At 52.6% G+C, this 26,318-nt stretch carries 28 protein-coding genes; 13 read left to right on the plus strand and 15 right to left on the minus strand.

Going from position 1 to position 26,318, the window contains the following annotated elements:
* Nucleotides 1–253: 253 nt before the first annotated feature.
* Nucleotides 254–553, plus strand: coding sequence for a hypothetical protein (locus tag PBOR_RS24020; protein WP_042216070.1), 300 nt, complete (start codon nucleotides 254–256; stop codon nucleotides 551–553).
* Nucleotides 554–602: 49 nt separating this feature from the next.
* On the opposite strand, the gene PBOR_RS24025 is transcribed toward PBOR_RS24020, so the two are convergent.
* Nucleotides 603–1,079 (minus strand): general stress protein, encoded by a 477-nt coding sequence (locus PBOR_RS24025; RefSeq protein ID WP_042216072.1) that lies wholly within the window; start codon nucleotides 1,077–1,079, stop codon nucleotides 603–605.
* 211 nt (nucleotides 1,080–1,290) lie between these two features.
* Between PBOR_RS24025 and PBOR_RS24030 the strand changes: the two genes are divergently transcribed.
* Nucleotides 1,291–2,430 carry an AI-2E family transporter gene (locus PBOR_RS24030; RefSeq protein WP_081972159.1) on the plus strand — a complete coding sequence of 380 codons (1,140 nt, stop codon included), beginning with the start codon at nucleotides 1,291–1,293 and terminating at the stop codon, nucleotides 2,428–2,430.
* Nucleotides 2,431–2,701: 271 nt separating this feature from the next.
* On the opposite strand, the gene PBOR_RS24035 is transcribed toward PBOR_RS24030, so the two are convergent.
* Nucleotides 2,702–3,574: an IS3 family transposase gene (locus PBOR_RS24035; protein ID WP_157764190.1), complete on the minus strand. Its 873-nt coding sequence runs from the start codon at nucleotides 3,572–3,574 to the stop codon at nucleotides 2,702–2,704.
* Nucleotides 3,571–3,867: a transposase gene (locus PBOR_RS24040; protein WP_042210202.1), complete on the minus strand. Its 297-nt coding sequence runs from the start codon at nucleotides 3,865–3,867 to the stop codon at nucleotides 3,571–3,573. The genes PBOR_RS24035 and PBOR_RS24040 overlap by 4 nt, the downstream gene beginning before the upstream one ends.
* A gap of 515 nt (nucleotides 3,868–4,382) precedes the next feature.
* Between PBOR_RS24040 and PBOR_RS37770 the strand changes: the two genes are divergently transcribed.
* A complete protein-coding gene (locus PBOR_RS37770; protein ID WP_157764112.1) occupies nucleotides 4,383–4,805 on the plus strand; it encodes a hypothetical protein in 423 nt (140 codons plus the stop codon).
* 76 nt (nucleotides 4,806–4,881) lie between these two features.
* On the opposite strand, the gene PBOR_RS24055 is transcribed toward PBOR_RS37770, so the two are convergent.
* The 4 genes from PBOR_RS24055 to PBOR_RS24070 all read right to left on the minus strand — a co-directional run bounded on the left by PBOR_RS24055 (nucleotide 4,882) and on the right by PBOR_RS24070 (nucleotide 7,478).
* Nucleotides 4,882–5,286 carry a hypothetical protein gene (locus PBOR_RS24055; RefSeq protein WP_042216079.1) on the minus strand — a complete coding sequence of 135 codons (405 nt, stop codon included), beginning with the start codon at nucleotides 5,284–5,286 and terminating at the stop codon, nucleotides 4,882–4,884.
* A gap of 31 nt (nucleotides 5,287–5,317) precedes the next feature.
* Nucleotides 5,318–5,986 (minus strand): uracil-DNA glycosylase, encoded by a 669-nt coding sequence (gene ung, locus PBOR_RS24060; protein WP_042216080.1) that lies wholly within the window; start codon nucleotides 5,984–5,986, stop codon nucleotides 5,318–5,320.
* Between the two features lie 70 nt (nucleotides 5,987–6,056).
* Nucleotides 6,057–6,722, minus strand: a complete 666-nt coding sequence (gene rnhA / locus PBOR_RS24065) for a ribonuclease H (RefSeq protein WP_042216082.1) — start codon at nucleotides 6,720–6,722, stop codon at nucleotides 6,057–6,059.
* Between the two features lie 156 nt (nucleotides 6,723–6,878).
* Entirely contained in the window at nucleotides 6,879–7,478 is a 600-nt protein-coding gene (locus PBOR_RS24070; RefSeq protein WP_342671086.1) for a TetR/AcrR family transcriptional regulator, read from the minus strand.
* Nucleotides 7,479–7,617: 139 nt separating this feature from the next.
* Between PBOR_RS24070 and PBOR_RS24075 the strand changes: the two genes are divergently transcribed.
* From PBOR_RS24075 to PBOR_RS24085, 3 genes are all read left to right on the plus strand, one after another.
* Complete coding sequence (locus PBOR_RS24075; protein ID WP_042216086.1) at nucleotides 7,618–8,184, plus strand: hypothetical protein; 567 nt, start codon at nucleotides 7,618–7,620, stop codon at nucleotides 8,182–8,184.
* A 172-nt stretch (nucleotides 8,185–8,356) separates the two neighbouring features.
* The gene (locus tag PBOR_RS24080; protein WP_157764113.1) at nucleotides 8,357–9,631 is read left to right on the plus strand and encodes a metallophosphoesterase; all 1,275 of its coding nucleotides are present in this window, start codon (nucleotides 8,357–8,359) and stop codon (nucleotides 9,629–9,631) included.
* A gap of 93 nt (nucleotides 9,632–9,724) precedes the next feature.
* Nucleotides 9,725–10,627: a manganese catalase family protein gene (locus tag PBOR_RS24085; protein ID WP_042216090.1), complete on the plus strand. Its 903-nt coding sequence runs from the start codon at nucleotides 9,725–9,727 to the stop codon at nucleotides 10,625–10,627.
* Between the two features lie 179 nt (nucleotides 10,628–10,806).
* Here PBOR_RS24085 and PBOR_RS24090 read toward each other — a convergent pair whose 3' ends face one another.
* The 3 genes from PBOR_RS24090 to PBOR_RS24100 all read right to left on the minus strand — a co-directional run bounded on the left by PBOR_RS24090 (nucleotide 10,807) and on the right by PBOR_RS24100 (nucleotide 12,883).
* Nucleotides 10,807–11,088, minus strand: coding sequence for a Dabb family protein (locus PBOR_RS24090; RefSeq protein WP_042216092.1), 282 nt, complete (start codon nucleotides 11,086–11,088; stop codon nucleotides 10,807–10,809).
* Entirely contained in the window at nucleotides 11,085–12,212 is a 1,128-nt protein-coding gene (locus tag PBOR_RS24095) for a DNA alkylation repair protein (RefSeq protein ID WP_042216093.1), read from the minus strand. Before PBOR_RS24095 ends, PBOR_RS24090 begins: the two co-directional genes overlap by 4 nt.
* Nucleotides 12,213–12,352: 140 nt before the next feature.
* Complete coding sequence (locus tag PBOR_RS24100) at nucleotides 12,353–12,883, minus strand: hypothetical protein (protein WP_042216095.1); 531 nt, start codon at nucleotides 12,881–12,883, stop codon at nucleotides 12,353–12,355.
* 459 nt (nucleotides 12,884–13,342) lie between these two features.
* Between PBOR_RS24100 and PBOR_RS24105 the strand changes: the two genes are divergently transcribed.
* Nucleotides 13,343–13,570 (plus strand): hypothetical protein, encoded by a 228-nt coding sequence (locus PBOR_RS24105; protein WP_052421961.1) that lies wholly within the window; start codon nucleotides 13,343–13,345, stop codon nucleotides 13,568–13,570.
* 193 nt (nucleotides 13,571–13,763) lie between these two features.
* Here the strand turns inward: PBOR_RS24105 and PBOR_RS24110 are convergent, their stop codons facing one another.
* Together PBOR_RS24110 and PBOR_RS24115 are read right to left on the minus strand one after the other, a co-directional pair.
* On the minus strand, nucleotides 13,764–14,744 hold the full coding sequence (locus PBOR_RS24110) for a pectinesterase family protein (protein WP_042216097.1): 981 nt from the start codon (nucleotides 14,742–14,744) through the stop codon (nucleotides 13,764–13,766).
* A gap of 37 nt (nucleotides 14,745–14,781) precedes the next feature.
* Entirely contained in the window at nucleotides 14,782–15,897 is a 1,116-nt protein-coding gene (locus PBOR_RS24115; RefSeq protein ID WP_042216098.1) for a glycoside hydrolase family 88/105 protein, read from the minus strand.
* 217 nt (nucleotides 15,898–16,114) lie between these two features.
* On the opposite strand from PBOR_RS24115, the gene PBOR_RS24120 reads away from it, so the two are divergent.
* From PBOR_RS24120 to PBOR_RS24145, 6 genes are all read left to right on the plus strand, one after another.
* Complete coding sequence (locus PBOR_RS24120) at nucleotides 16,115–17,110, plus strand: LacI family DNA-binding transcriptional regulator (RefSeq protein ID WP_081972160.1); 996 nt, start codon at nucleotides 16,115–16,117, stop codon at nucleotides 17,108–17,110.
* Nucleotides 17,111–17,285: 175 nt separating this feature from the next.
* Nucleotides 17,286–18,698 (plus strand): tagaturonate reductase, encoded by a 1,413-nt coding sequence (locus PBOR_RS24125; RefSeq protein WP_081972161.1) that lies wholly within the window; start codon nucleotides 17,286–17,288, stop codon nucleotides 18,696–18,698.
* Between the two features lie 32 nt (nucleotides 18,699–18,730).
* A complete protein-coding gene (locus PBOR_RS24130; RefSeq protein ID WP_042216104.1) occupies nucleotides 18,731–20,218 on the plus strand; it encodes a UxaA family hydrolase in 1,488 nt (495 codons plus the stop codon).
* A gap of 36 nt (nucleotides 20,219–20,254) precedes the next feature.
* The gene (gene uxaC, locus PBOR_RS24135; RefSeq protein WP_042216106.1) at nucleotides 20,255–21,679 is read left to right on the plus strand and encodes a glucuronate isomerase; all 1,425 of its coding nucleotides are present in this window, start codon (nucleotides 20,255–20,257) and stop codon (nucleotides 21,677–21,679) included.
* Between the two features lie 13 nt (nucleotides 21,680–21,692).
* Nucleotides 21,693–22,379 carry a rhamnogalacturonan acetylesterase gene (locus tag PBOR_RS24140; protein WP_042216108.1) on the plus strand — a complete coding sequence of 229 codons (687 nt, stop codon included), beginning with the start codon at nucleotides 21,693–21,695 and terminating at the stop codon, nucleotides 22,377–22,379.
* Nucleotides 22,380–22,475: 96 nt separating this feature from the next.
* Nucleotides 22,476–23,318, plus strand: a complete 843-nt coding sequence (locus PBOR_RS24145; protein ID WP_042216110.1) for a sugar phosphate isomerase/epimerase family protein — start codon at nucleotides 22,476–22,478, stop codon at nucleotides 23,316–23,318.
* 365 nt (nucleotides 23,319–23,683) lie between these two features.
* Here the strand turns inward: PBOR_RS24145 and fucU are convergent, their stop codons facing one another.
* The 3 genes from fucU to PBOR_RS24160 are packed head-to-tail and all read right to left on the minus strand — an operon-like array spanning nucleotide 23,684 to nucleotide 26,304.
* On the minus strand, nucleotides 23,684–24,124 hold the full coding sequence (fucU, locus tag PBOR_RS24150; RefSeq protein WP_042216112.1) for an L-fucose mutarotase: 441 nt from the start codon (nucleotides 24,122–24,124) through the stop codon (nucleotides 23,684–23,686).
* A 39-nt stretch (nucleotides 24,125–24,163) separates the two neighbouring features.
* Nucleotides 24,164–24,814, minus strand: coding sequence for a class II aldolase/adducin family protein (locus PBOR_RS24155; protein ID WP_042216115.1), 651 nt, complete (start codon nucleotides 24,812–24,814; stop codon nucleotides 24,164–24,166).
* Entirely contained in the window at nucleotides 24,811–26,304 is a 1,494-nt protein-coding gene (locus PBOR_RS24160) for a rhamnulokinase (RefSeq protein ID WP_042216117.1), read from the minus strand. Before PBOR_RS24160 ends, PBOR_RS24155 begins: the two co-directional genes overlap by 4 nt.
* Nucleotides 26,305–26,318: the final 14 nt, after the last annotated feature.

A 26,318-nucleotide genomic window follows, 5' to 3' on the forward strand; every position in this document is an offset into this window, starting at 1 on the left:
AACAGCGTTTTCATAAACTGTAAAGTGCTTTTTTATTCGCTTATTTTTAAGGAAAAAGCTTATAATATCCCTTATACAGTGGCTTTTTCCGTTATCCGCTGATCGATTGGCTGCATGGATGCTCATCTCTGCTCATTTCATCCTGAAAGGGGCAAATAACGGCTGCAGCAAATAACCACCCGAACGCCTATTTCACAAACGCGGTCAGCGACATATTTTATATTACATATGGGGAAAAGCGGGTGAACAGGAGATGGCCTATAACAACAATAACTATAGATCCGGCTATACAGGCGGTAACAACAATAACACTAGCGGAGGTGCGGGCAAATCCTCCCCTGCAGAAGCTGAAGAACTCAGTGCAGAAGACTATGCAATCATTGCCGCAGGTTTTGGGGCATTAGGTGAAATATTTGCTTTTCTCTCCCTGGTCAAAGCAAAACAGGTCACCAAAGAAACCGGAGGACAGGCAGGCTTTGAAGTGGACCCTATTCTATTCGTACAATCACGAAAAAAAAAAGCAGCCAGACGAAAATCCCGCCGGCCGCGTTGATATATTCTTTTGCTTATTAAATGCTCATACAAGCTAATTTGCGAAATCCCTATAAACCTGTGCTCAATGGCAGAACCTGATGCTTGGCGAATATAGAATCCACCTTCTCACGCTGCTCCTCCTCATCGAGGAAGACAATGACTATAATATGTTCCATATCGGCATGCCTGGCATAAGCCTCCGCATCCTCCTGCGGAATGCCAATACCGATCAGACTTACAGTAAGACCATCCGTCTCAATATCGGCTCCAGCCAGTTTGCGTGCAGCCGGACCCGCAGCTACAGCGGTATCGGCCAGCATGTCGAGCCCCACTCCTAACCCACGGGCTGTACCGAACAAGCCCTCATTGCCTTCTCCGGTCTGGGCAGCACCAATTCCGGTATCATGGCTGATGATCTCCAGCGTATTTTTCTGCTTCGTGACTGCAGATATATTCTTCGTTTTGATCCCATTCTCTTTCAATTCCTCAATCGCCAGTGCAGCATCGCTCCGATGGCCAAAAATCCCGAGTACCAATGTAGGCATCTAACATCCCTCCTGTTATTGCGATATTACCACTCTGCCTGCAGCTTGAACCTGGCGGCAAGTCTCACCAGTAGTGAATCAATCTCTCCTAATTCGGTTATAAAGATAGAATCAGGCAAATTGATATACAGCATTCTTTTAAAATAAGATAGAACGCTGTTGCTCCTGATGCGTATACATAAACATAAATTATAAGATTGGAGGGGCTCCTGTGCTTCAAAGCAAATATTTCCGGACAAGCCTGGCCATTATCGCCTTTTTGACGATATTGTATCTGGGTTCCAAAGTTATCTTCCTATTCACGCCTCTCGTGTCCATCTTTAATCTTCTGCTTGTGCCAATGATGCTGTCGGGCTTCATGTTTTATCTGCTGCGCCCGCTCGTCAACTTTCTGGAGACCAAAAAACTTGGACGCGCACTCTCGATTCTCCTAATCTATCTCGTCTTTATCGGATTGTTCGTACTGTTCTGGGTGCTGGTCTGGCCGACATTGCGCGAGCAAATCCAGAATTTCATTGACAATACCCCGTATTTGGTAGAAGGGCTGCAGAATCAGTTCAACAAGCTGCAGAATGATCCGTCATTGTCCCGTTTTTTCAAGGGCGATACCGATCTGGCTACCCGGCTCTCCGGATACTTGAATGACGCTATTACCTGGGTGACCAATTCCATGTCCAATTTGATCGGTGTCATCTCCAGCATCGTCGTAGTCATCGCCACGCTGCCGATTATTCTCTATTACATGCTGAAGGATGGACATAAGCTATCACCGATTCTTCAGGGCCTGATACCAAGAAAGTTCCGCAAGGAAGGCCAGGATATGCTGAAGGATATCGACAGTGCGCTAAGCGGCTTCATCGTTACGCGCGTCCTGCTGAATGTGGTGCTGGGCATTATGCTCTACATCGGGTTTCTGATCATAGGCCTGCCGTATTCACTCTTGCTTGCTGTGATTTCCATTCCGCTCAACTTCATTCCGTATGTCGGTTCACTGCTGGCAGCGATTCCGGTTATTATCGTTGGATTCATTGAATCTCCTTCGATGGCACTCTGGTCTCTGATCATTATCGTCGTTGCCCAGCAGATTCAGGATAATGTGCTGTCTCCGATTATCTACGGCAAATCACTGGATGTCCATCCGCTGACAACCGTTGTGCTTGTATTGATAGGCGGCGATTTCTTCGGCATAATCGGTGTGCTCATTGCGCTACCAGTATATATGATTCTCAAAATCCTGTTCTTGCGCATTTACGAGATCATCATCGCTGAGCGGGAGGATGATCCGGGCGGCCCCGGGCCAATAACTCCCGCAGGTATCGAGATTGAGATTGTTAAAGAAGAGAAGTTGTAGTTCAGTTAAACCTGCTTTGAGTGCTATATATCAAGAACGAATTCGCTCAAAAGGCGAGTCCGGCTGGAGCCGATGAGGCCTGTGGCAAGCTAATACAAGCTCATGCAGGCCCTGCAGCCTTTAAGGCAACCTCACATCGTTCCACTCAGACTACCTCTGGGATAGCATCCTATGAAATCAAGAGCACTATTGCTCCTCATTTGCTCATTTGGTCCGTATCCGATGAAATCAAGAACACTAATGGACCTCTGTCAAGAAAGTAGACGTGAACCTAAGCGGTTTTCCGCTTAAATGTTGCTGCAAACTGAACCGGAGATACGTAACCCAGTGCCCCATGGATTCGTTTACAGTTGTAGAAAAATTCAATGTATTGGTAGATGGAATCATAGGCCTGCTTCTTTGTTTTAAATCGAGTCCAGTACACAAACTCTTTTTTCAAGAGGCTGTGAAAAGATTCGATACAGGCGTTATCATAACAGTTCCCTTTGCGGCTCATACTTGCAGTCATCTGGTACTTCTCCAGGCGTCCCCGGTAGTCTGCAGAGGCATACTGCGAGCCTCGATCCGAATGGTGAATCAAGCCCTTCCCGGGGCGTTTCGCTTGGTAGGCATCGTCTAGAGCGCCCTGTACGAGGTCTGTGGTCATCCGGTCGCCCAGCCGCCAGCCTACGATCTCCCGGGTGCATAGGTCCAGCACGCTCGCCAAGTACATCCGCCCTTCCCGACAGGGAATGTAAGTAATATCTGCGACCCACGCCTGGTTTGGCTTTTCGGTTTGGAATTGCTGGTTCAGCAAGTTAGGGGCAATGGGCAAAGGATGGTTAGAGTCGGTCGTGTGTACGCGAAACCTCTTCGCGACACAGGAGCGCAGGCCCAGTTCTCTCATGTACTTTCCTACTGTGCGTTCGCTTACCTTGTACCCCTCACGCTTCAAGAGAACCGTAATTTTGGGGCTACCGTAACGACCATGCGAGTCGTGAAAATGATAGGTAATCCGCTTAAGCAGTAACGCTTTGCGGGTGGCTTGGGGGCTGGGCTTCGCTGTTCTCCATTTGTAATAACCGCTCCGTGATACCTGAAAGACGTTGCACATCTTCTCCACTGGGAACTCGGAGCGATGATCTTCTATAAACTGGAATCTCAGTTCTTTGGGTTGCTGAAGATGTGCACTGCTTTTTTTAGGATGGCCATTTCCTCCGTCAGGTCTGCCACCTGTTGGTCGCGTTCCTTCAGTTGACGTTCCAACTCTCTGACTTTGTCTGGGGTGGCTATGGGCTCACTCTGAAACGACCGGTACTTCCCCAGCCATTGGTGCAGGGTTTTGGCGGGGATGTCCAGTTCCAGGGCGAGTTCTGCCACCGTCTTGGTTTGCTCCTGGATATACTTTACGGTCTGTTTTTTATATTCTTCATTGTAGCTTCTCCGTGTTCCACTCATGTGGGCACCTCCTCGTTAATCTCATTATCCCTATTCTCTTAACGGGTGTCCACGATTAATACTAACAGCATAATGCTCCTTAATTGGTCATTTGGTAGGCATCGGACGAAATCAAGGGCATTAATGCTCCTAATTTGCTCATTTGGTCCGAATCGGGTGAAATCAAGAGCGCTAATGCTCCTCATTTGCTCATTTGAGTAGGAATCAGCCGGAATCAAGGGCACTAACGCTCCTCATTTGCTCATTTGGTCCGCATCCGATGAAATCAAGAGCACTAATGCTCCTCATTTGCTCATTTGGTCCGCATCCGATGAAATCAAGAGCACTAATGCTCCTCATTTGCTCATTTGGTCCGCATCCGATGAAATCAAGAGCACTAATGCTCCTCATTTGCTCATTTGAGTAGGAATCAGCCGGAATCAAGGGCACTAACGCTCCTCATTTGCTCATTTGGTCCGCATCCGATGAAATCAAGAGCACTAATGCTCCTCATTTGCTCATTTGGTCCGCATCCGATGAAATCAAGAGCACTAATGCTCCTCATTCGCTCATTTGGTCCGCATTCGATGAAATCAAGAGCACTAATGCTCCTCATTCGCTCATTTGGTCCGCATCCGATGAAATCAAGAGCACTAATGCTCCTCATTCGCTCATTTGGTCCGCATCCGATGAAATCAAGAGCACTAATGCTCCTCATTCGCTCATTTGGTCCGCATCCGGCGGGATTAGAGGGATTTATCCCTTTGATTCTCCCGTTCCGCTTACTTTCGGCGGGATCAGAGGGATTTTTCCCTTTGATTTTTCCGTTCCGCTCACTTTCTGCGGGATCAGAGGGATTTTTCCCTTTGATTTTTCCGTTCCGCTCACTTTCTGCGGGATCAGAGGGATTACAGATCTTATCCACAACAGTCAAATACCATAATCATCCAAATAACTAAAACAAAAAACGGGCAAATCTCTGAATAAGAGGTTTGCCCGTTTTGTTGTACTTCCCAAGCCTTCCGTTCCACAATCTCAGCCCCGCAAAGAGCGGACCACAAAAATGTGATTGCCCTTCAGCAAATTCTGCCCGTCACGGAGCGTAACTGAACCCTTGGTATGCGCCACAATGGTCGTATTGAAGGCAACCAGCTGATCGCCTTTCCAGATGGTGACCGCCGACTTGAAGTATACCGCATTGTCAAACTGCTGGCGTTCTCTCATCACGTATCCCACAGAATGGAGAACCGGGGGCAATGCCCTCTCCTTGGGAGCCAGTGCCTTGATGAACACAATGTCACGAAAAGGGACGGCGATTTCCTGATGTCCGATTACGGCTACCGAAGCTGCAGGGTCCCATCTGCGCAGGACGCCTTTCATGATCGTATATGGCTCTTCACCGCAGTACATAATGACTGGTCTGCCTACCCAATGCTTCATGGCTCCACCCCCTTCGCTGTGTCCGTGCTACTTATACATTCGGTATGGACCAATCGATTCCTGTAAGCCCGTGCGACTCCAGATAGGAGTTAGCCTGAGAGAACGGATGGCTGCCGAGAAATCCGCGGTGAGCCGAGAATGGACTCGGATGCGGAGACTGAATAACCTTGTGCCTGCTGCGGTCAATCGAAGCCCCTTTGAGCTGGGCATGACTGCCCCACAGAATGAACACCATTGGTTCTGTCCGTTCGTTAAGCTTCTCCATGATGGCATCGGTAAACGTCTCCCAGCCCAGGCCTTTATGCGAGTTCGGCTGGCCTTCACGTACTGTCAGCACGGCATTAAGCATCAGAACCCCTTCTTCTGCCCAGTGGAGCAGAGACCCATGGTTCGGAACAGGTACCCCCAGATCATTATGCAGCTCAGTATAAATATTGCGCAGTGAGGGAGGAATCCGTACTCCCGGCTCGACCGAGAAACTCAGTCCATGAGCCTGTCCCGCTCCATGATACGGGTCCTGACCCAGAATGACCACCCGTGTCTTGCTGTAAGGCGTCAGCTTCAGCGCCGAGAACAGCTTGTCCTTTGGCGGATAGACTGTATATTGCTTATATTCACGTGCCAGCGCATAACGCAGTTCTTCGAAATAGGGCTTATGCGTTTCTTCCTTCAGTACCTCATCCCAATCATTGCCGAACATCCCGTTCTCCTCCTGCTTGCTTCCCTGTAGTATTCATTCATTACCTGTTATTAACCAAAACAGACCGAAGTTATTTGCGCCCGTAATCCGCTTTGATCTCGCCCCATTGTTTCGTTTGCCATTTCAGCACCTTGTTCTCATATGTATGGCTGCGCAGCCAGCTCTCCGCCCGGTCAATCAGCGTCCAGATTTCCTCTGTGGAAGCATCCCGGGGCAGGGTTGTAGCTACCTTCTTCTGCTTCACCCATTTCATCGCATTAACAGAATCGGTATAGACCGTCCGGCTGCTGCCTTCCTTCTTGAGCAGAGCCAGGGCATGGACAATCGCCAGAAACTCTCCAAGGTTATTCGTTCCCTTGCTGATCGGACCGCAGGAGAAAATGATATCCCCGGTCTGCGTGTCTACCCCTTTGTATTCAACCGGTCCGGGATTGCCGCGGGTGCCGACATCTACAGAGATGCTGTCATAATCAATCTCCTCCGACGTTTCTACCGAGGCGCTGCGGCTCCAGCTGTTAGCAGACTTGCTCTTGGCACCTGCGCCGGATGAGGACGCACCTGTGCCCCAGTTACCTTTCCAGCCTGCTTTGTAGGCCGTATCAGCCGCCGCTCTGCTCTCATAGGACTTATATTTCGCTCCGGTATAATGATCAGTCTGCGCCTGGCATTCTGCCCACGTACTGTACACTCCCGGCTGCTTGCCTTCCCACACTACATAGTATTTCTGCTTAGCCATGACTATAGCTCCTTCCTGCACGCTTATGAATCGTCAAAATATTATTGTAATCCAAACCGCAATGATATTGAAGTGCAAATAAGTTACGCGCCCGCTGCCGGCCGAAATTTAAATTGGATAATTCCCAGCAGGCGCGTTCATACTATTACGGCAGCATTAATCCAGTACTGCAAGCGTAGTGTCGACGATAGTCTGCAGCTTGCCGGTATCCCTGGTGGCTTTGACCATTACCCGCAGCCCGACAATGGCATTATGCAGATACGCGGCAAGCGCGGAGGCCTGATGCCTGCTGGAAATCTCACCGTTGGCCTGCCCGTGCAGGATGAGCTGTTCAATAAGATGTTCTGTATTCAGAAAAGCATCGTTCGCTTTGGCGGCAGCTTCCGGGTCATGATTGGACAGCTCCACTGCGGTATTCACCAGCAGACAGCCTTTGGGTTCGTCTTCACTCCTGTGGATCGTCGCTTCGAACAGCAGGCTGATCGCAGCTTTCGCCGAGGTAATGCCTTCGATCCGTGCCTCCATCCGGGATGCGTTGATTGCTGCAAACCGCTCCAGCGCTTTTATATATAAAGTATGCTTGTCTCCAAACGTGTCATACATGCTTCTCTTGTGAATGCCCATGCCGGTTACAAGATCCTGCATCGAGGTTTTCTCATAACCCTGCTGCCAGAAGATATTCATCGCCTTCAAGAGTACATCATCAATATCGAATTCTTTGCTTCTCGCCATCATCATGCTCCTTTCTGGGTCCATTTTACCATTTATAGAACGATCGGTAAATATTAACCTGCTATTGTGAATAAAATCACATTAATTCCGCACTAATCATTCTATATTAATTTTAAAGGAAAAACCAATCCACAGCAACACACACCCCAAGGAGGTTATTTACATGAGAAAGATCGCAGCAATAGCTGCCGTATTCACGCTGACCCTGCTCGTCGGATGCGGCAACTCGGCCAACAACAATGCGGCAAATACAAACACGTCCGCAAATAACGGCAACACGGCCACGGCCACGGCCACAGAAGCACCGGATGCCATAACATCAGTTTCCGTTGTTGATAATAATGAAGCCTTCAAGAAGGCAATCAGCAAAGACGGCCACTGGATCGCCGCTGTCCTGAACGACCTGACCTTCACGGAAGAGCTGGTAGTGGACGGACAGTTCATCAATAAGGAAGAGCCTGCCCGCAAGATCGCGCTCTATACCCAGGATGCAGATCACAACATCACCAATTCGTTCACACTTACCGCTCCAAAAATGACAATCCGCAGTGAAAATGCCCGGATTCAGGGCGGCACCTTTGTCGGCGATGTCTATGTTGAGGCTGACGGCTTCGCCGTTGTGAATGCCACCATCGAAGGCAATGTCTATTTCTCGGATGCCAAATATCAGGCTACCTACACGGCAGCTGACCAAGGTAAAGTAACCGGTGTCACTGAAGTCAAGAAATAAGCTATTCTGTACAGGAGGTGTTCCCTTCAGGGCAATCTTGCCGGGGACACCTTTTTGGAGTTTTACCAGGAAAAGAGGTGCAGAACCCATGTTATCCGTCCGCAAGTCCGTCATACTCCCCCTCCTGCTGCTCCTTATCTCAGCCTGCAGCGGGCAAGAAGAGAAACAACAAGTGCAATATCGTATACAGTCCGGCCATGATCTTAGTATTCTAACGACTACCGACACACACTATTTATCACAAAGCCTCAGGGATCTCGGACCTGCCTTCAACCAGTTTCTGGCTGCCGGGGATGGTAAACAGCTGGGATACAGCAACGAAATGATGAAAGCCCTCGGATATGACATCGGAATCCGTAAGCCGGATGCCGTCATCATTAGCGGAGATCTCAGCAACAATGGTGAAGAAGCCAGCCATAAGGACCTGGCCAAACATCTGAAGACCATCGAACAGGAGACCGGAACCCGGGTATATGTTATACCCGGCAATCACGATATCCAGAATCCCTGGGCCCGTAAATTTAAGGGTAAGCGCCAATATTCTGCAGATTCCGTTACCGCCAAACAGTTCCGCAAGATCTATGGCAGCTTCGGTTATGATGAAGCGCTGCTGGAGGATAAGGACTCGCTGAGCTATCTGGCTGCCCCGTCAGATGATCTGTGGCTGCTCATGCTCGATACTGCACAATACAAAAATAATAAAGATCTGGGAAATCCTCAATTGGAGGGCAGGGTGAGCGCTTCAACACTGAAATGGATTGATGCGTGTGGTGAAATGGCTGCGGCACAAGGCGCGCAGATCGTAGCGGTCATGCATCACAGCCTGCTGGATCACAGTGACTTCATCCAGGAAGGCTTCACTGTGGATGATAACGGACAGGTTATTGACGCCCTGCTGCGCAATAATATCCATACCACTCTCAGCGGACACATTCATATTCAGGATATAAGTGAATATCAGAAGGACGGCAACAGCATATATGACATCGCAGACAGTGCATTATCTGTGTTCCCTCATCAATACGGTATCTTAAACTATTCCTCCGCCAACCAAACCCTGGACTACAGTACAGCTAAACTAGGGATGGAGCTGTGGGCTGCGTCATCGGGCAGTACAGACCAGAATCTGCTGCATTTCAACACTTATAGCGAAGCAAATTTCCGTAAACGCTCGGCGACCCGCAGTTATTCCCGTTTGATATCGGACACTGCGTACGCTAATTACACGGAGGAAGAGCTGAGCAAGATGGCGGATGTAGTCGGCCGGCTGAATGAGAATTATTTTGCAGGAACCGCAAGTACTGACAATGCAGCTGTAATCGCCACGGAAGGCTATCGCCTCTGGCAGTCGGCACCCGCCAGCGGGACAAGAAGTTACGTCCTGGGAATGGCTGCCCGGGAAACGAAGAACAATCATGAGCTGCATGTGCAGCTTCCGGTCCATTGATGTTTGCAGAGATGTTTGAAGAGCGGGTAATAGGTTTAAGTTAGGCTGGCAGGCCGTTTAACTTACACCTATTGCTGAGGAGATGATCGTTCAATGTTCAAGCGTATGGATGAAATTATGATTGAAATTCCGGACGTCGAGAAACCAGATCCGAATGCTGCTGCCGCTGTACAGGAACTGCTTGGCGGTAAATTTGGTGAGATGTCAACACTGAACAACTATCTGTATCAATCGTTTAATTTCCGTTCCAAAGAAAAGCTGAAGCCCTTCTACGATCTGGTGATGAGCATCACTGCAGAAGAGTTAGGCCATGTCGAACTCGTCTCTCATGCTGTAAACAAATGTCTGAGAGGTTCGACACAATATAAGAAGCCGGACTCCACTCCGCTGGATGCGGTAAAAGATGCCCGGCTGTCCTACCACTTCCTGGCCGGAGCCCAGGGTGCGATGCCGTTCGATTCAATGGGCAACCCATGGACCGGAGCCAATGTGTTCAACAGCGGCAACCTGGTAGAAGATTTGCTGCATAACTTCTTCCTCGAGTGCGGCGCAAGAACACACAAGATGAAGGTCTATGAAATGACCGACCATCCGGCTGCACGTGCTGTTGTCGGCTTCCTCCTTGTCCGTGGGGGCGTTCATGTGGTCGCCTATGCCAAGGCACTGGAGATTGCCACAGGCGTCAACGTAACCAAGCTAGTGCCGATACCTTCCCTGGACAATAAATCATTCAATGAAGCCAGAAAGTATGAAGAAAAAGGTGTTCATACGAAGCTCTATACCTGGAGCGATAAGGATTTCAGCTCCATAGACCAGATCTGGAAGGGCACCCATCCAGAAGACGGGCTTCCGCTAGAAGTTATTCAGGGCGTGCCTAAAGGCGTTCCGATTCCTGAAGCCCCTGAATCCAAGGAGGAATTCGCACCGGGGATCTCTGCCGAGGAATTCAAAGAGATTGCCAAACGGCTCAAGATGGCCGGTAATATCAAGGATTAGCGGCTAGGGTCAGCGCATAAATAATGCGGCGGACACAGCTGGCTGAATAAAGAAGCGGATGTTCCGGCAGCCCTGAGAGGAGGCTGCGGAACATCCGCTTTGTTGTGCGGGTTGGTGCAGGAGGTTGCGGATCATCCGCATATACCTCAAGATTCGCAGAATCCCTGACATTTACCGAATCAGGATTCGTAACAAAAAGAAGCTGCCGACTGCAGAACACCTGCAATATACTCCGAAACCCCGACATGTACAGGATGAACCAAATACGCCTCCATGTCCGCCATGCTCTCGTATTGCACGATCAGCATCAGATCATAGGAGCCGCTGCGGACATCAACCTCCACTTTCAATTCATGGATATGCCCGATTTGACCACGCATGCCCAGCAGCACTTCACGGGCTTCAGCAACACGCTCCGGGCTGCCGTCCTTCAGCTTGATTAACAGATTGTTCGTAATCATTGAACCGTTCCCCTTTCATTCTGAGGTTCAAGAAGCAGTGATGTGCTTGCCGCTTCGCGGCCATTTACCAGCAGCGTTAAGGTATGTTGTCCAGGATAATGCCGGCGGGTGGTCAGGTCGGCCCAGCGGTGCGTCCGTGCACCAGACAGTCTGGAACCGCCAGGGACGGTTTTGTCTGACAACAGAAAGAGCTTGCGGGAGGTCTTTCCTCCTGCCTTCACGAAGTCTATCCCGTATTCAATGCGGATACGCACCGGTTCACCTTCCCGGATGGTGAGGGCATACTGCAGTTCGCAGTGGTCACCGATCCGCAGCTCAGCCGGTTCTGCCGCGAGGACAGCCGCGGTGACCAGCGGCGCACCGCTCTCTTCAGGAGCATAACCGAACAGCTCCATAATCTCCGGGGCCGCCTTACGGATCAGCGACCGGCAGCCATGCCGCACAATCCAGTCCGTATTCACATTGTTGCCTTTCCAGCGGCGGGCTGTCTCAATGACGACGGCAGGATGATCCTTCGCGATATCGTTCAGATTGTTGGCCACACTCTTGCGTACATAGAGCGATGGGTCCGCCTTAAGCTTCTCCAGCAGCGGCAGCACCGGGGACGGATCGCGCTTGAACACCGGCAGCGCCTGACCCCATGGCAGACGGGGCCGGCTGCCTTCACTGGCCAGCCGCCGTACATGCTCATCCGGATGCTCTGCCCAGATCAGCATCTGCTTCATCATCCGCTGCGGGTCCCGCAGCATAAACGGCCTGACGGCAAACTCTGCAGAGGACTTCGGGGTGAACCGTTCCAGCGCGGCCATCGAAAGCTCCCAGTGCTCCTCCTTGCCGCCGAACACCTCGACGAAATCGGGGAAGATCAGATACGGGAATCCTACACAGTCTTTGTCTATCGCGTACAATATGTTCAACGCTTCTTCGTAATGTGATGGTAGGTAAGTGCCCAGGGTCTCGGTAATCCGCCGCATCCGCGCCTTAAGCTCGAGTTCCTCCCAAGGCTCTCTCATAGCCGTAGCGGTGAAGCCGTCCGTATCAAAAGAACCGTATACGGCATGGATCTTCGTGCCGAGGCTGCGCAGGAATTCCTTGTTGTACATTGCTTTTAATGGTTCCGCCATCCTATGATTCCTCCTGCTGATTGTGTTCAGATCACTTGTCAGAACAGCGTAACATAATTAACTGGACAGCCTTATGTCATGTTAGAGCCGGTAATGTATTGTGGGAAGCTTGTAGACTGGATACACAACGGTTATACCGTTCAGTTAATCAGCTGCTCCACTTGTTCAATGCTTTTCTTCGCCCGGCTGTTCAGCGCCCGTTTATCCTTAAGCCCGAGCTGCTGAAGCTCATGGCCGGGGTCTGTCACCAGCGGCTGACTTACCACACTTTCCAGCAGCTGCACGGTCACCCGGCAGGCGCTGAACAGCAGCTCGCGGGTAATCACCATTTTATGGGCGCGGATGATGTCCACCAGTGCTTCGGCATACATCAGTCTGACGATACTATCGGCGCTCATCAGATTGCGGGAAGCGAATGAAGCTGTCTTGTCCACAATTACCGCGTCCTGATAGTTCTTGGACAAGGCCTCAAGCCCGGCAACAGCCTCCCAGTCCCGGATCGACAGGCTTCCGCAACCTTCCGCTATCATCTCCTGAAACCATTGAAGCTCCATTTCCCGGGTAATGCCGTATTGTTTGTACTGCTTCAGGGCACCTTCACGATGCATTCGTGCTGCACTGCCCAGATGCCGGATGAATATATCCCGCGCCAGCCGCGTTTCTTCTTCCATATTGCCGTCCACCTTACTTCGTATGTTTATTCCATTGCAAGCGGAAACGCCTATGCCGTCCTTTAAAGGACTGTATCCGTTTCAGCGAGAAAGATAAGGAACATTTATTGCATGACCTATAAATTCTTATCTTTGTACATAATGCTTCAGCTGCGAATCTGTAACTCCTTGCCTCTAGCCTTCCGGCGTAATCTCATGGCTAAACTGCAATACATCATGATGTGCAAAATAAGTATACCCCACCTCAGGCTCAGCGTTAAACTTCACTACAACCAGAAAAGTCTTCTTTCTCTCAACACCACGCAGGAATAACCTCCCTCCCCTTCATCAATGAACGGGTAATATTTTCAACTATTTCAGAAAAGAAATCCTATTTTCAAAATCCGCTGCCTGTCGTAGAATAGTGTTTAAGATTCTACAACGTCATATTTATAATTATGAATGGAAGGAGCTGGAATTATGCCGCAGACACTTGTCCAAAATGCTGATTTTTGGGTTGCCGCTTTATCGCAGACCTTCGTGTCCGCGTTACAGCTCGACCCCGACGGGATGTACTCCCAGGTTGGAGTCGGAATTGTAGAAAAGTTCTCCGAGGAATATGTGCGGCTGAAAAGATTCGACGGTACTGTCTCGCATTATGCCCGCGATATCACCAAATTCCAGCACAATCAAGCCTCACGCCGCTAACAGGCTTAGGCTGTAATTTCCCTTTCCGGCGGAATTTTCCTGTTTGGGGCTTTAGCCTCGATGATGATACAGGTACTTTGCAGGGACCCCAGAACATATAAATTCATCTCTATTCAAAAAGGCGTACACATGGCTTGCCCATGCATACGCCTTTTGCCTGCTAGCAGACTGCACATTCGCAGTCTGTATAGCTTCAGCTCATAGAAGGCTCCGCGCCTCCCGCTGTCCAGAAGTCCGTCCCGGCAAAAAAGGGCTCTTTGCCTGCCGCCGCTTCCTTCTCTTCTGGAATATACGCCCAGGCTGCACGCTTAGAACGTACAGGGTCATCAGCGGCTATGCCGTATTCCCGGTAAACGGCCGTCTGCATATTCCCGGGGTTCCCCCAGTGGTCCCAGCCGGAGGGATGAATATGGCCGCCCAGCCGGCAGTTCACCACGTCCGTTCTGGCATAGCTGCGCCAGGGACGGCCCAGGTAGACTCCGCTGACCTCCGGGTCCGCCGTAAAATAACACTCGTTGAACAGATAGCCGTACTCCTGATGCTGCGGCGTGGATGCCGCTGTTATGTAACCCGGCCCATCGTCATAATGACGCAGACTGCGGATCTCACAGTGCTCGAAATAAGCCGCTGCTCCGCCAAAAATAAAATCAATCGTCCCCTCGATATAACAACCCGTGTACAGCTGGCGGCAAACGGCATGCTTCTCCTTAAGCGGAATGCCTCCAAAGGCCTTCCCTTCTTTGGTATACGGCGGCAACGGTCCGGTGAACAGCGTATCCTGATGCCCCCTGAAGCTGCAGTTCCGGAAAATGGTCTCATCACAATGGGCGGATACGGCTACAGCCTGCCCGATGTTCTCCCCCTGTCCTGCCGTGTTGGCAATGATCAGGTTCTCAAGCTTCAGCCTCCGGCCGCCGAGGAACAATGTCGGTGTCGCAAAGGTTCCCTGCTCTTCCCCTGAGTGGTCCAGTTCCTTGGCATGCCTGTTCATGGTGATTACCACCTCCCCGATGCCCACTATATTAAGATGGGACCGGTAAATCCTTACCGCCTCTTCATACACCCCTGACATAATATACAGGGTCACCGGCTTCTCCAGCGGGTCCCGTTCAAGTTCATCCACTGCTGCCTGAATGGTTGGATAATCGCAAAATTCCCCTTTGCCTACCAGCATGGCTTTCTCCCCCTTATAATTCTGATGTAACCCCGGATCAGCGCTGCAAATACTCGTATTCTGCACAAGCCAGCAGGAAAGCACCTAATCCCTTTTGGTCATTGGTGATTATCGGCTCGCTTATATAGTAGGCGTAGCTGCCGTCCCGCTGATCCGCTCCGCCGAGGCCGGCCACCTGGCAGGTTTTGTTCAAGTTAAGCCAGCCTTCTCCAGTCTCCAGCACGAACTCGGAAACCAGCCCGTTCATTGCGCGGTCCAGCATCTTGTGCCAGCCGCTGCCGAGCAGTCCGAGCCTGATCCCCTTAGCTGTTGCATAGGTGATCATGCTGGAAGCGGAGGCCTCCAGGTAATTGCCCTTGCGCTTCCCCTGATTCGGCACCTGAAACCAGACACCCGATGCACGGTCCTGCACCTTCGACAGAGCAGATAAAGTACCTGTAAAAATCCGGGTTAGCTTCTTATAATCCGCATGATCCGCAGGCAGCAGCTCCAATACGTCAGCCAGCGCCATAACGTACCAGCCCAGCGAACGTCCCCAGAAATTCGCCGACAGGCCTGTAGCAGGATCGCACCAGTGCTGTAAGCGCTTTTCATCCCAGGCATGATAGAGCAGTCCTGTTTCGTGGTCTCTGGTATGCTGTGCACTCAGGATAAACTGCCGGGTGACATCGTCCAGTCCCTCACCGTCTTCAAAAGCTAGCAAATACTCCAGATAGAAAGGCGAACCCATATACAGGCCATCCAGCCAGATCTGATTCGGATATATGCTCTTGTGCCAGAACACACCTTCTGAGGTGCGGGGATGACTTCTCAGCTGTGATCTGAGCAGCTCTGCCGCCAGCCGGTACTTCTCAAGCCCTGTCTGCTTATATAGAACAAACAGCAGCTTGCCGTTATTCAAATGATCGATATTATACTCGTCCAGACGGTAGCCGCGGATCGTACCTTCTTCGCTGATGAAATAATCCATATTGTCACGGATGAACTGATAATATTTCTGTTCACCCGTCCGCTCCCATAGAAGCTGAAATCCCTTCAGAATTACTCCGTAATCATAGGACCATCTGCCATCATATCCTCTGTCTTCATACAGCCTCGGTGTACGGGCCATAATGGAATCCGCCATGCGGACACCAAAGTCAGTTCTTATCATAATCAGCTTATTACCTCCTGCAGTGATGTTCAGCGGGAAAAATGAGGATCAATTCATGTGCACAGCACACATCTATTCTTATCTCTAGATTATACCGCTGGCTGCAGCAATGTTCCAGATAAAATTTTAACGTGTGCATTTCAATAAACTCTTGACTTGAAGCGGCTGCAGCACTAAACTGAAATCGTTAACAATTCTGTTTTCCCGGAGAGATATTATGATTACCATCAAAGATATTGCACGCGTCGCCGGCGTCTCCCACACGACTGTATCCAGAGCGCTGAACGGCAGCCCGCTGATCAAGAAAGTCACCCGGGATAAGATTGAGCGAATCGCCGCGGAAATGAATTATGTGCCGAATTACAGCGCCAAGAGTCTGGTTACGAAGAGATCGTTCACCATCGGGCTGTTCTTCTCAAGCATTGAGCAGGGTACTTCAGCCAGCTTCCTGGTTGATGCTATCAAAGGCATTACGCATATCCTGGATGAGAACTACAATCTGACGGTTAACGGAATAGACGGTGTCCATAATTTCAGCAATATTCAGCCCCAGCGTTTCGACGGCATTCTGGTCATGAGCCAGAGCGATGAGGATAATGCCTTCATCTATCATGTGAAGAAGATGGGCATACCGCTTGTGGTGCTGAACCGCCAGCTGGAGGACCCGGGCATTATGAATGTTGTAGCCAATGACCGCGAAGGCGTGAAGGAAGCAATTGATTACGCTGTGCTTCAAGGGCACCGGAAGCTTGCTATTATTGAGGGGAAGCCCGGATTCAAATCTTCCAGCGAACGCAAGCAAGGGTTCATGGACAGCCTGATCGCAGGCCGTCTGGCGCTGAATCCAGATTATTTCGCTTCAGGAGATTACAGCATCGAGAGCGGCTATGCGGCGATGACCACACTGCTCAGCCTTGAGGATCAGCCTACGGCTGTATTCTGCTCCAATGATGATATGGCCATTGGCGCGATGAACGCCTGTTATGCCCATAAGGTCGATGTGCCGGGACAGATTTCGCTGATCGGATTCGATGATATTATGTTCGCCCGCTATACGAACCCTGCCCTGACCACCGTCCGCAAGCCCATTGCAGAGATCAGTGAACTCGGTATGAAAATGCTGATTCAGCTGCTGCTGCAGCCCGAGACAGAACCGCAGCAGTTATTCGTCAAGACCGGGCTCACGGTACGCGATACTGTCGCCAAGATCTGAGCGCAGGCTCTGCCGCAGTGAATTACCGGCACCTGCCGGGTTACCCGGCTTGCCCGTTTTGTATTTTCAGCAGACACGGAAACGTCTTACAATGACGGTATTTCCGGATCTGCTCAAAATAAAATGTTAACGTGTGCATTTTAACATTATATTTTAAAAGGAGATCATGACCATTATGACAAACCGTTTATCCAGAAGCACTCACCCGGAGTTAACCCTGCATCCCGAGCGGATGATCCAATTCGGTGAAGGCAATTTCATGCGCGCCTTCGTGGACTGGCAGCTGCAGCAGATGAACAATCAAGGTCTGTTCAACGGAAGCGCGGTGCTGGTACAGCCGATTGAACAGGGGCTCGGCGGATTCATGGCCGCCCAGGACAATCTCTACACCGTGCTGCTGAACGGTATTATGGATAACCAGACAGTCAACTCGCGGGAAATCATCTCTTCGGTCAGCCGTGTAATTAACCCTTATACCGATTACGAGAGTTACCTTGCGCTCGCTGAGAAGGATGAGCTGGAATTCATCACCTCCAACACGACGGAAGCCGGTATTGCCTATCTTCCGGGCGACCGTGCAGACGGCACGCCGCCGAAGAGCTTCCCTGGCAAGCTGACTGCGCTGCTCCACCGCCGTTTCGAGCTGGGCAAAAAAGGCTTCGTCATCATCCCCTGCGAGCTGATCGACCGCAACGGCGAGAAACTGCAGGAGATTGTGCAGCAATACGCCGCTGACTGGAATCTGGGCGGGGAATTCCTGCAATGGCTGAAGGAGGAGAATACCTTCTGCTGCAGTCTGGTTGACCGGATCGTTCCGGGTTATCCGCGTGATAAGGCCGCTGAGCTGGAAGCCGAGCTGGGTTATCTGGACAATGTGATGGTTACAGCCGAGCCTTTCCTGTTCTGGGTCATTGAAGGACCGGAATCACTGGCTGAACGGCTGCCGCTGGCCAAGGCCGGACTGAATGTTGTGGTCACCCCTGATATGACTCCATACCGCGAGCGCAAGGTTCATCTGCTGAACGGACCGCATACGGCTATGGTTCCTCTAGGGCTGCTGGCGGGTCTGGAAACCGTTGAGGATGTTATGAATGACGAAACGTTCTCCCGCTTCGTGAAGCAGCTGATCGAAGACGAACTGATTCCTATGCTCGATCTGCCTGCGGAAGAGCTGCTGTCCTATGCCGGTGCCGTGCAGGAGCGGTTCAGAAATCCGTTCATCCGCCATGAGCTGACCTCTATCTCACTGAACAGCATCTCCAAATTCAAAACCCGGCTGCTCCCGGTGCTCCTCCGCTATCAGCAGGAACGCGGCAAGCTTCCGGAGCGGATTACGCTCGCCTTCGCCGCACTCCTGCTCAGCTACCGGGGAGACCGTGTGCCGCTGCAGGACAGTCCGGAAATCCTGGAGATTTTCACACAGGCATGGAGTGATCCGGCAAGCTTCGCAGGTACCATTCTCAGCAACACCAGCCTGTGGGGACAGGATCTGTCCTTGCTGACTGGACTGGAAGCTGAAATTAACGTCCATCTGCAGCAGCTGGAGCAACAGGATTCCCGCGCCGCATTGCAGCAGCTTGTCGGCTAAGCAATAACTAACAAAACTTAGGAGGGTCCAACATGAAGCACTTAATGAAAATGAACCCCAGAGATACAGTAGCTGTAGCCCTGCGGCCGATATCGGCCGGGGAGCAGCTCACCATAGACAGCTTGACGCTTCAGGCAGCCCAGGATATTCCGCAGGGCCACAAGATTGCCCTGGCCGATTTCCAGATTGATGAGGTTATCACCAAATACGGTTATCCTATCGGCCATGCCATCGCTCCGATTGCCGCAGGGGACTGGATTCATACGCATAATATCAAGACCAATCTGTCCGGCGAAGAGGAATATGAGTATGTGCCGGATGTTCATCAGGTTACCTACCCCCGCCGTGATCTGACCTTCCAGGGCTACCGCCGGAGTAACGGCAAGGTCGGCATCCGAAATGATCTGTTCATTATCCCGACGGTCGGCTGTGTGAACGGGATTGCCGAGCAAATGCTGCAGGAGTTCAAGGCTGAGCATCCCGATCTTGGCGGCTTCGATAACTTCACGGTGCTGAAGCATCCTTACGGCTGCTCCCAGCTCGGCGATGATCACCGCATGACGCGCAGCATTCTGCTCGACGCGGTGAATCATCCGAATGCCGGCGGGGTGCTCGTGTTCGGACTTGGTTGCGAGAACAACATTGTCGCCGAATTCCGCAGCATGCTGGGCGATTATGACGAGTCGCGGGTGAAATTCCTGGTTGCCCAGGAGGTGGGCAATGAGGTAGAAGCCGGCCTTGAGCTGCTGGAGCAGCTGTATGAGGCTGCGAAGCACGATGTCCGTGAGCCGGTTCCGCTCAGTGAGCTGAACATCGGCCTGAAATGCGGCGGCTCCGACGGGTTCTCCGGGATCACAGCCAATCCGCTGCTGGGGGCGTTCTCCGACTTCATCATCTCCCAGGGCGGAACCTCGGTGCTGACGGAAGTGCCGGAAATGTTCGGTGCGGAGAAGATGCTGATGGCGCGTGCAGAAAGCCATGAGGTCTATGAAGAGATCGTGTCGCTGATCAATAACTTCAAGCAGTATTTCCTCTCCTACGGCGAACCTGTATACGAGAATCCTTCTCCCGGCAACAAAGCCGGCGGCATCAGCACCCTGGAGGACAAATCGCTGGGCTGCACCCAGAAGGCCGGAACCTCGCCGGTGGTGGATGTGCTGCAATACGGCGTGAAGCTGCGCAAAAAAGGGCTGAGCCTCCTGCAGGCTCCCGGCAACGATCTGGTAGCCGCCTCCGCTCTCGCAGCTTCGGATTGCCAGCTGGTGTTGTTCACGACCGGGCGCGGAACGCCGTTCGGCAGCTTTGTGCCTACGGTGAAGGTGGCCACCAACAACGATCTTTTTGCCAAAAAAGGCCACTGGATGGACTTCAACGCCGGTCCTCTGCTGGAAACACCGATGGCCGATGTGCTGGAGGAATTCATTACTTATATCATTGATGTCGCCAGCGGCCAAAAAACACGGAACGAGCAGAATGAAGTCCGTGAGCTGGCTATTTTCAAAACCGGCGTTACGCTATAAACCCTATCCAAATTCATGCAAAGGGAGATCTTATCCATGTTTCTTAATGAAGATTTCATGTTATCCAGCGATACCGCACGCCAGCTCTTTCATCAGCATGCCAAAACAATGCCGATTGTCGATTACCATTGCCATCTGGACCCGCGCGAAATCTATGAAGATAAACCGTTCGGGAACCTGACGGCAGCCTGGCTCTATGGTGACCATTACAAGTGGCGGCTGATGCGCGCGAACGGGGTGCCGGAATCGCATATTACCGGGGACGCCTCCGATTATGATAAATTTCTGGCCTGGGCCCGCACGCTCCCGAAAGCCATCGGCAACCCGCTGTACAGCTGGACCCACCTGGAGCTCCGCCGTTTCTTCGGCGTGAATGAGCTGTTGAATGAAGCTTCTGCGCCGGCCATCTGGGAGAAGGTCAACCGCAAGCTGGCCGAACCGGCGTTCACCCGGCGCGGTCTGATCCGCAGTTCGAACGTCAAGGTAATCTGTACTACCGATGATCCGGCAGACTCGCTGGAATACCACAAGCTGCTCAGAGACTCTGAGACCGCGTTCCAGGTGTTCCCGACCTTCCGTCCCGACAAGGCACTGAACATCGATGCCGAGGGCTTCAGCGCCTGGATCGGCAAGCTGGAGGAAGCCGCCGGCCAGCCGGTTAAGACTTATGCAGCCTTGCTTGAGGCACTGGGCAATCGTGTTGACTTCTTCCATGAGCATGGCTGCCGCCTGTCAGACCATGCCCTCGATGTGCTGCGTTACGAAGCCGGTGAACCGGAAGCTGTAGAGGCGATCTTCGCCAAAAGACTGCAGGGTGCGGCGCTGTCACCGCAGGAAATCACTCTCTACCGCACAGAGCTGCTGACTGCACTGATCGGCTTCTACCAGGCCAAAGGCTGGACCATGCAGCTTCATCTGCATGCCTACCGCAACAACAACACGCCGATGTTCCGGAAGCTCGGGCCGGATACCGGATACGACGGCATTAACGATCTGCCGCTGACCACACCGCTGTCGCAGCTGCTTGACCGTGCCGAGAGCGGCAGCGGCCTGCCTAAGACCATCCTGTACTCGCTGAATCCCGGCGACTACCCTGCCCTGCTGGCCTTGCTGGGCTGCTACCAGAAGGATACTGCCGGCAAGCTCCAGCTCGGCTCCGGCTGGTGGTACAACGATACGCGCAGCGGTATGCGCCAGCAGCTGACCCTGCTGGCTGAGGGCAGCCTGCTCGGTAACTTCGTCGGCATGCTGACCGATTCACGCAGCTTCCTCTCCTATACCCGGCACGAGTATTTCCGCCGGGTGCTCTGCGAGCTGATCGGTGAACTCGCGGAACGCGGCGAGGCACCGGATGACATAGACTTACTGGGCGCTATGGTAGAGGATATCTCCTACAATAACGCAGCAGGCTATTTCGGCTTCCAGACCTCCGGCAGTTCGGTGGAGGTTACCGCGCGATGAAGGAGTGCTGAAGATGCCGACAATCTATATCGCCGGAGACTCTACCGCTGCCCGGAAGGCAGCCTCTGAATCGCCGATGACCGGATGGGGAGAATTTCTGCACGGGCATGTGGGACCGGATGTGCGGATCGAGAACCGGGCCGTGAACGGACGGAGCACACGCTCCTTCCTGGCTGAGGGCAGGCTCGCAGAGATCGAGCAGGACTTCCAGGCAGGAGACTTCCTGCTCATCCAGTTCGGGCATAATGACCAGAAGCTCGAAGATCCGGCGCGTTACACGGATCCGGATACCGATTACCGCGAGAATCTCAAGGTGTTCATCGATTCTGCCCGCAGCCGCGGCGGTTTCCCGCTGCTGCTGACCTCCGTCAGCCGCCGCCGCTTCACCGCGGAGGGTGACCCTGATCCTGAGGCCGTGGGAGCCTACCCGCAGGCCATGCGCGAGGTTGCAGCAGAGACCGCAACGCCGCTGCTCGATATCTTCGCCTCCTCGCAGCAGCTCTACCGCTCGCTGGGAATCGAAGGCTCACAGCAGCTGTTCATGCATCTGCCGCCGGGCAGTCATCCCAACTATCCTGACGGGATCACGGATGACACTCATTTCTCGCAGGTCGGCGCGCAGCGGATTGCTTCGCTGGTTGCGGAAGCAATGGAACAATCTGCGGGACTATCCGCTCTGCACCCTTATCTGCGGGTGTAGTGCGGTAACCGCTTCGCTTGAATTGGCCGCCATGTGCCCTTGCGGACACAGGCGGCCTTATTTGCGGGAAATTGCAGATCAAAGGAGTAAAACGATATGAACGTTCCGTTTAATCTTGGCGTCCGCGCCCATGATTTCAACCCTTGTCCTTTACCGCAGCTGATTGAGAAGCTGAGAGAGCAGAGCTTCTCCTCTATCCAGTTTGCGCTGCATAAGTCCTTTCCGGAAAGTGCGCCCAGACTTGGCGCACTCAGTCCGGGAACGGCTGCCTATTATGGCGAAGCCTTCAGGCAGGCCGGCATCAGGATTGCCGTACTCGGCTGCTATGTAAACATCATCGATCCTGATCCCGCCCGGCGTGCACAGGCATTGAACGATTTCAGCACCCAGCTGCGGCTGGCCCGTGATTTCGGTGCAAGCCTGGTAGGTACCGAAACAGGAAGCGTGGGGCGGGGATATACGCCGGATAATTTCACTGAGGAAGCTTTTGAACAAGTTGTGGCTTCTGTTAAAGCAATGGTTGCGGAAGCAGAACGTTTCGGGGTAACGGTGGGCATTGAGGCGGGGATTAACCACCCGCTGCACACGGCTCAGCTGGCCAGACGGCTGCTGGACGAAGTAGATTCCAATAATCTGCAAATTATATTCGATGCTGCCAATCTGATGACGCCGGATAACTACCTGCAGCAGGAGCAGGTTGTTGCCGAAGCGCTTGAGCTGCTGGGTGACAGGATCGCAGTCCTGCATCTGAAGGATTTCACGATTAGTGACGGAAGGATTGAGATCGTCCCCGCAGGACAGGGATTGCTGAACTTCGCTCCGCTGCTCCATTACATGAAATATAAGCGTCCGCATATTCAGGGCCTGCTGGAGAGCACTCCTGAGGAGCAGCTGCACGGCAGCGCACAGCTGCTGCGGCGGATGTATAACGAAATATGAACAAGTGCCCCGGCCATATGGCGTACGGGGCACTTGTTTATGTTTGCCGGGTATAGGGCCGGCTCAATACTAGAAATGAGCAATTTACAGTAACCGGTCGTTCGCTCCGGTCCTAAGTGTATTTTGTACAACTAAAGTGATCAAATTTTGCGCTGCGAGGGTTTTAATTGCACTTTGTACAGCTAAAAACCACCATATTTCGTAAAAGAAGACTTACTGCTGTTTTTAATTGTACTGGATACAGTTAAACGGACAATCCGGTTTTTCACCATCTTTTTAACTGCAGGAAATACAATTAAATCCTAATTAGGTCAAGTGAAGAAATATCCTTTATCCTGTGACATAACGCAGACTTGAATCTGTTGTTATGCCCCGGCATCCGGCGGGATCACGCCTTTTTTGAGAATAATATTCCCGTACAGCGCCTCTTCCCCGGTGATCACGATGGCATAGCTCCGCTTCGAGCGGTTGTAGAATTCAAAACGCTCCTCATACTCCACCTGTGCCGCAGCGTCATGTTTGGCCAGGATCTCCTTGTACGTCTCCCATATCACTGGAACGGTAGGATCACCATCCACCACAGCCATAAATGCCGCCTGTGCCGGCACATAATGATCCAGCGGCAGCAGCTCCAGGATCGCGTCCAGCAGCCGGGGAATGCCAATGCCGTCCGCCCGGAGCACTCTGGAATGCAGCCCGTGGCCCGGATAATTGGCGTCTGCCAGGACCAGTTCATCCCCATGGCCCATTTCCATCAGGGTACGGACCAGCTCGGGGGAGAGGAGCTTGGGTATTTTTTTGAGCATGACTACTATCCTCCTTCATTCCTGTGTCGAAGCCACGGCTTACATGCCGTAGAACGATTTCAAAGCTACCAGCTCCTCGATCCGGTGCTGAGGAAGCTCACGTTCTCCGCCGATCATCCGGGTCAGGAAGGTCAGCTTCGCCGTATATTCCAGCCGCTCCATATTCATATAAGCAGCCATGACATCCTTGCCCCAGGTCAATGCGCCATGGCTCTCCAGCAGAACAGCCGTTTTCTTGCCGAGGAAGGGGATCAGCGAATCGGGAATCTCCTCGGTTGAAGGCGTCCCGTATGCCGCCAGTGGAATATCCCCCATGGCAATGACCGACTCGGGCATCATCATCTTGTCGAGCGCTTCGCCCTTGATGGCAAAAGCGGTAGCATACGGCGGATGCGCATGCACTACGCCGCCCATCTCCGGCAGCTCATTGTAAATCTTCAGGTGCATCTTCACTTCCGTGGATGGCCGGTAGCCCTCCGCAGCTTCCAGGATATCCCCCTGCAGATTCACTTTGACCAGCATATGCGGCTGCAGGTAACCTTTGCTGACACCCGTTGGCGAAGTGATTACCTCCGTTGCCGACAGACGTGCCGAGATATTGCCGTCATTGGCAGCAATAAAATCCTTGTTAAACAGATTGCGGCCGATATCGCAGATCAGCCGGCGCAGTTCCTCTTCATTCGTATTCATACTTGCCCTCCTTGATCGCTATGGATAGTAAATAGAGCCGGCTGATAGCGGACAGGGGCGCAGGAACGGGCTACAACAGCTCTGGCTTCCGGGACTTCAATCGCTCCCAATGCCGTCAATTGCACCAATACGTTGCCAATTGCACTCGCCTCTACCGGTCCGGCAATAATTTCTTTGCCTGTGGCATCCGCTGTAAGCTGGCACAGCAGCTTGTTCTGGATGCCTCCGCCGACCATGTGAATGCAGCTGACCGGTCTGCCTGTGAGTGCCTCCAGTTCACGGATCGTTCCGGCGTATGACTGGGCCAGACTCTCCAGAATGGTGCGGATGATCTCCGCCCGGGTCTGCGGTACAGGCTGGCCTGTGCGGATACAATACGATTCAATCCGCATGGGCATATCCCCTGGTGTGCTGAAGAGGGGATCATTCGGGTCCAGAACGGCGATTCGCGCTGCGGACCGGTCCAGACCCTCAGCCAGCTCCGCTGCTTCCTGATGGCTGAGCGGTTCCCCTGCTTCTGCCCAGCCGCGCTGGGTCTCCTGCAGCAGCCACAGGCCGGTGATATTCTTCAGCAGCCGGTTCGTGCCGCCGAAGCAGCTCTCATTGGTGAAGCCGTAGGTGCATGCCCCGGCGCTCAGCACTGGCTCCGCAGTCTCCAGCCCGACCAGCGACCAGGTTCCGCAGCTGATGAAGGCGGCGGAACCCTCTCCGCCGGTAGAGCCTCCAAGCCCGTAAGGGATGGAAGCGACAGCGGAAGCTGTGTCGTGTGAAGCTCCGGCAATGACCTTGAGCGGGCCGGAACCAAGCTCTTCCTGAAGTCCGGGCCGAAGTTCGCCGATTATAGTGCCAGCCGGCACCAGCCGGGGAATCAGCTCCGCCGGCAGCTCCAGCCTGCGCAGCACTTCGCCGGAAGGAGCCGACGAATCCGGAGTCAGCAGGCCGCTCGTGCTCCAGATGGTCTGCTCCGCCACCGCTGTGCCGCTGAACATATAATTGAACAGGTCAGGCATCATTAGCAGCTGTTTAGCGTTTTGTGTGAGCTCCGGATTAGCCTGAAGATCGGCAAATAATTGATACACCGTATTAATCGGACTGGACTGGTTGCCCGTCAGCCTGAACTGCTCCTCAGGGGGCAGGGCTGTCTCCAACGCCAAAGCAATACCCTCCATCCGCTGATCCCGGTAATGATGCGGGGAATACAGCAGTTCTCCCTCTGCATCCAGGAAGCCATAGTCGACTCCCCAGGTATCGACACTTATTGACTGCAAGGGCCCGTGAGACTTCACGGCCGCGAGAATCCCCTGCTTCATCTCCTGAAACAGCTTCTGAACATCCCAGTACAACTGCCCATCGGCCTCTACGGGCCCGTTAGGGAAGCGGCGGATTTCTTCCACCGCCACGATTCCGCCAGCGTAGGTTCCCAGCATGACCCTGCCGGAGCTCGCACCCAAATCGACTGCCAGCAGCTTGATAATCTCTTCGCCCATCATCTCCGCACCCGCTT

The organism is Paenibacillus borealis (assembly GCF_000758665.1).
GTDB classification, from domain to species: domain Bacteria; phylum Bacillota; class Bacilli; order Paenibacillales; family Paenibacillaceae; genus Paenibacillus_AQ; species Paenibacillus_AQ borealis.

Bases quoted from the DNA above. Each gene is read 5' to 3' on its own strand.
- PBOR_RS24020 (WP_042216070.1), top strand. From the start codon at position 254: ATGGCCTATAACAACAATAACTATAGATCCGGCTATACAGGCGGTAAC.
- PBOR_RS24025 (WP_042216072.1), bottom strand. From the start codon at position 1,079: ATGCCTACATTGGTACTCGGGATTTTTGGCCATCGGAGCGATGCTGCA.
- PBOR_RS24040 (WP_042210202.1), bottom strand. From the start codon at position 3,867: ATGAGTGGAACACGGAGAAGCTACAATGAAGAATATAAAAAACAGACC.
- PBOR_RS37770 (WP_157764112.1), top strand. From the start codon at position 4,383: ATGAAATCAAGAGCACTAATGCTCCTCATTCGCTCATTTGGTCCGCAT.
- PBOR_RS24055 (WP_042216079.1), bottom strand. From the start codon at position 5,286: ATGAAGCATTGGGTAGGCAGACCAGTCATTATGTACTGCGGTGAAGAG.
- ung (WP_042216080.1), bottom strand. From the start codon at position 5,986: ATGTTCGGCAATGATTGGGATGAGGTACTGAAGGAAGAAACGCATAAG.
- rnhA (WP_042216082.1), bottom strand. From the start codon at position 6,722: ATGGCTAAGCAGAAATACTATGTAGTGTGGGAAGGCAAGCAGCCGGGA.
- PBOR_RS24070 (WP_342671086.1), bottom strand. From the start codon at position 7,478: ATGGACCCAGAAAGGAGCATGATGATGGCGAGAAGCAAAGAATTCGAT.
- PBOR_RS24075 (WP_042216086.1), top strand. From the start codon at position 7,618: ATGAGAAAGATCGCAGCAATAGCTGCCGTATTCACGCTGACCCTGCTC.
- PBOR_RS24085 (WP_042216090.1), top strand. From the start codon at position 9,725: ATGTTCAAGCGTATGGATGAAATTATGATTGAAATTCCGGACGTCGAG.
- PBOR_RS24090 (WP_042216092.1), bottom strand. From the start codon at position 11,088: ATGATTACGAACAATCTGTTAATCAAGCTGAAGGACGGCAGCCCGGAG.
- PBOR_RS24095 (WP_042216093.1), bottom strand. From the start codon at position 12,212: ATGGCGGAACCATTAAAAGCAATGTACAACAAGGAATTCCTGCGCAGC.
- PBOR_RS24100 (WP_042216095.1), bottom strand. From the start codon at position 12,883: ATGGAAGAAGAAACGCGGCTGGCGCGGGATATATTCATCCGGCATCTG.
- PBOR_RS24105 (WP_052421961.1), top strand. From the start codon at position 13,343: ATGCCGCAGACACTTGTCCAAAATGCTGATTTTTGGGTTGCCGCTTTA.
- PBOR_RS24110 (WP_042216097.1), bottom strand. From the start codon at position 14,744: ATGCTGGTAGGCAAAGGGGAATTTTGCGATTATCCAACCATTCAGGCA.
- PBOR_RS24115 (WP_042216098.1), bottom strand. From the start codon at position 15,897: ATGATAAGAACTGACTTTGGTGTCCGCATGGCGGATTCCATTATGGCC.
- PBOR_RS24120 (WP_081972160.1), top strand. From the start codon at position 16,115: ATGATTACCATCAAAGATATTGCACGCGTCGCCGGCGTCTCCCACACG.
- PBOR_RS24125 (WP_081972161.1), top strand. From the start codon at position 17,286: ATGACAAACCGTTTATCCAGAAGCACTCACCCGGAGTTAACCCTGCAT.
- PBOR_RS24130 (WP_042216104.1), top strand. From the start codon at position 18,731: ATGAAGCACTTAATGAAAATGAACCCCAGAGATACAGTAGCTGTAGCC.
- uxaC (WP_042216106.1), top strand. From the start codon at position 20,255: ATGTTTCTTAATGAAGATTTCATGTTATCCAGCGATACCGCACGCCAG.
- PBOR_RS24140 (WP_042216108.1), top strand. From the start codon at position 21,693: ATGCCGACAATCTATATCGCCGGAGACTCTACCGCTGCCCGGAAGGCA.
- PBOR_RS24145 (WP_042216110.1), top strand. From the start codon at position 22,476: ATGAACGTTCCGTTTAATCTTGGCGTCCGCGCCCATGATTTCAACCCT.
- fucU (WP_042216112.1), bottom strand. From the start codon at position 24,124: ATGCTCAAAAAAATACCCAAGCTCCTCTCCCCCGAGCTGGTCCGTACC.
- PBOR_RS24155 (WP_042216115.1), bottom strand. From the start codon at position 24,814: ATGAATACGAATGAAGAGGAACTGCGCCGGCTGATCTGCGATATCGGC.
- PBOR_RS24160 (WP_042216117.1), bottom strand. From the start codon at position 26,304: ATGATGGGCGAAGAGATTATCAAGCTGCTGGCAGTCGATTTGGGTGCG.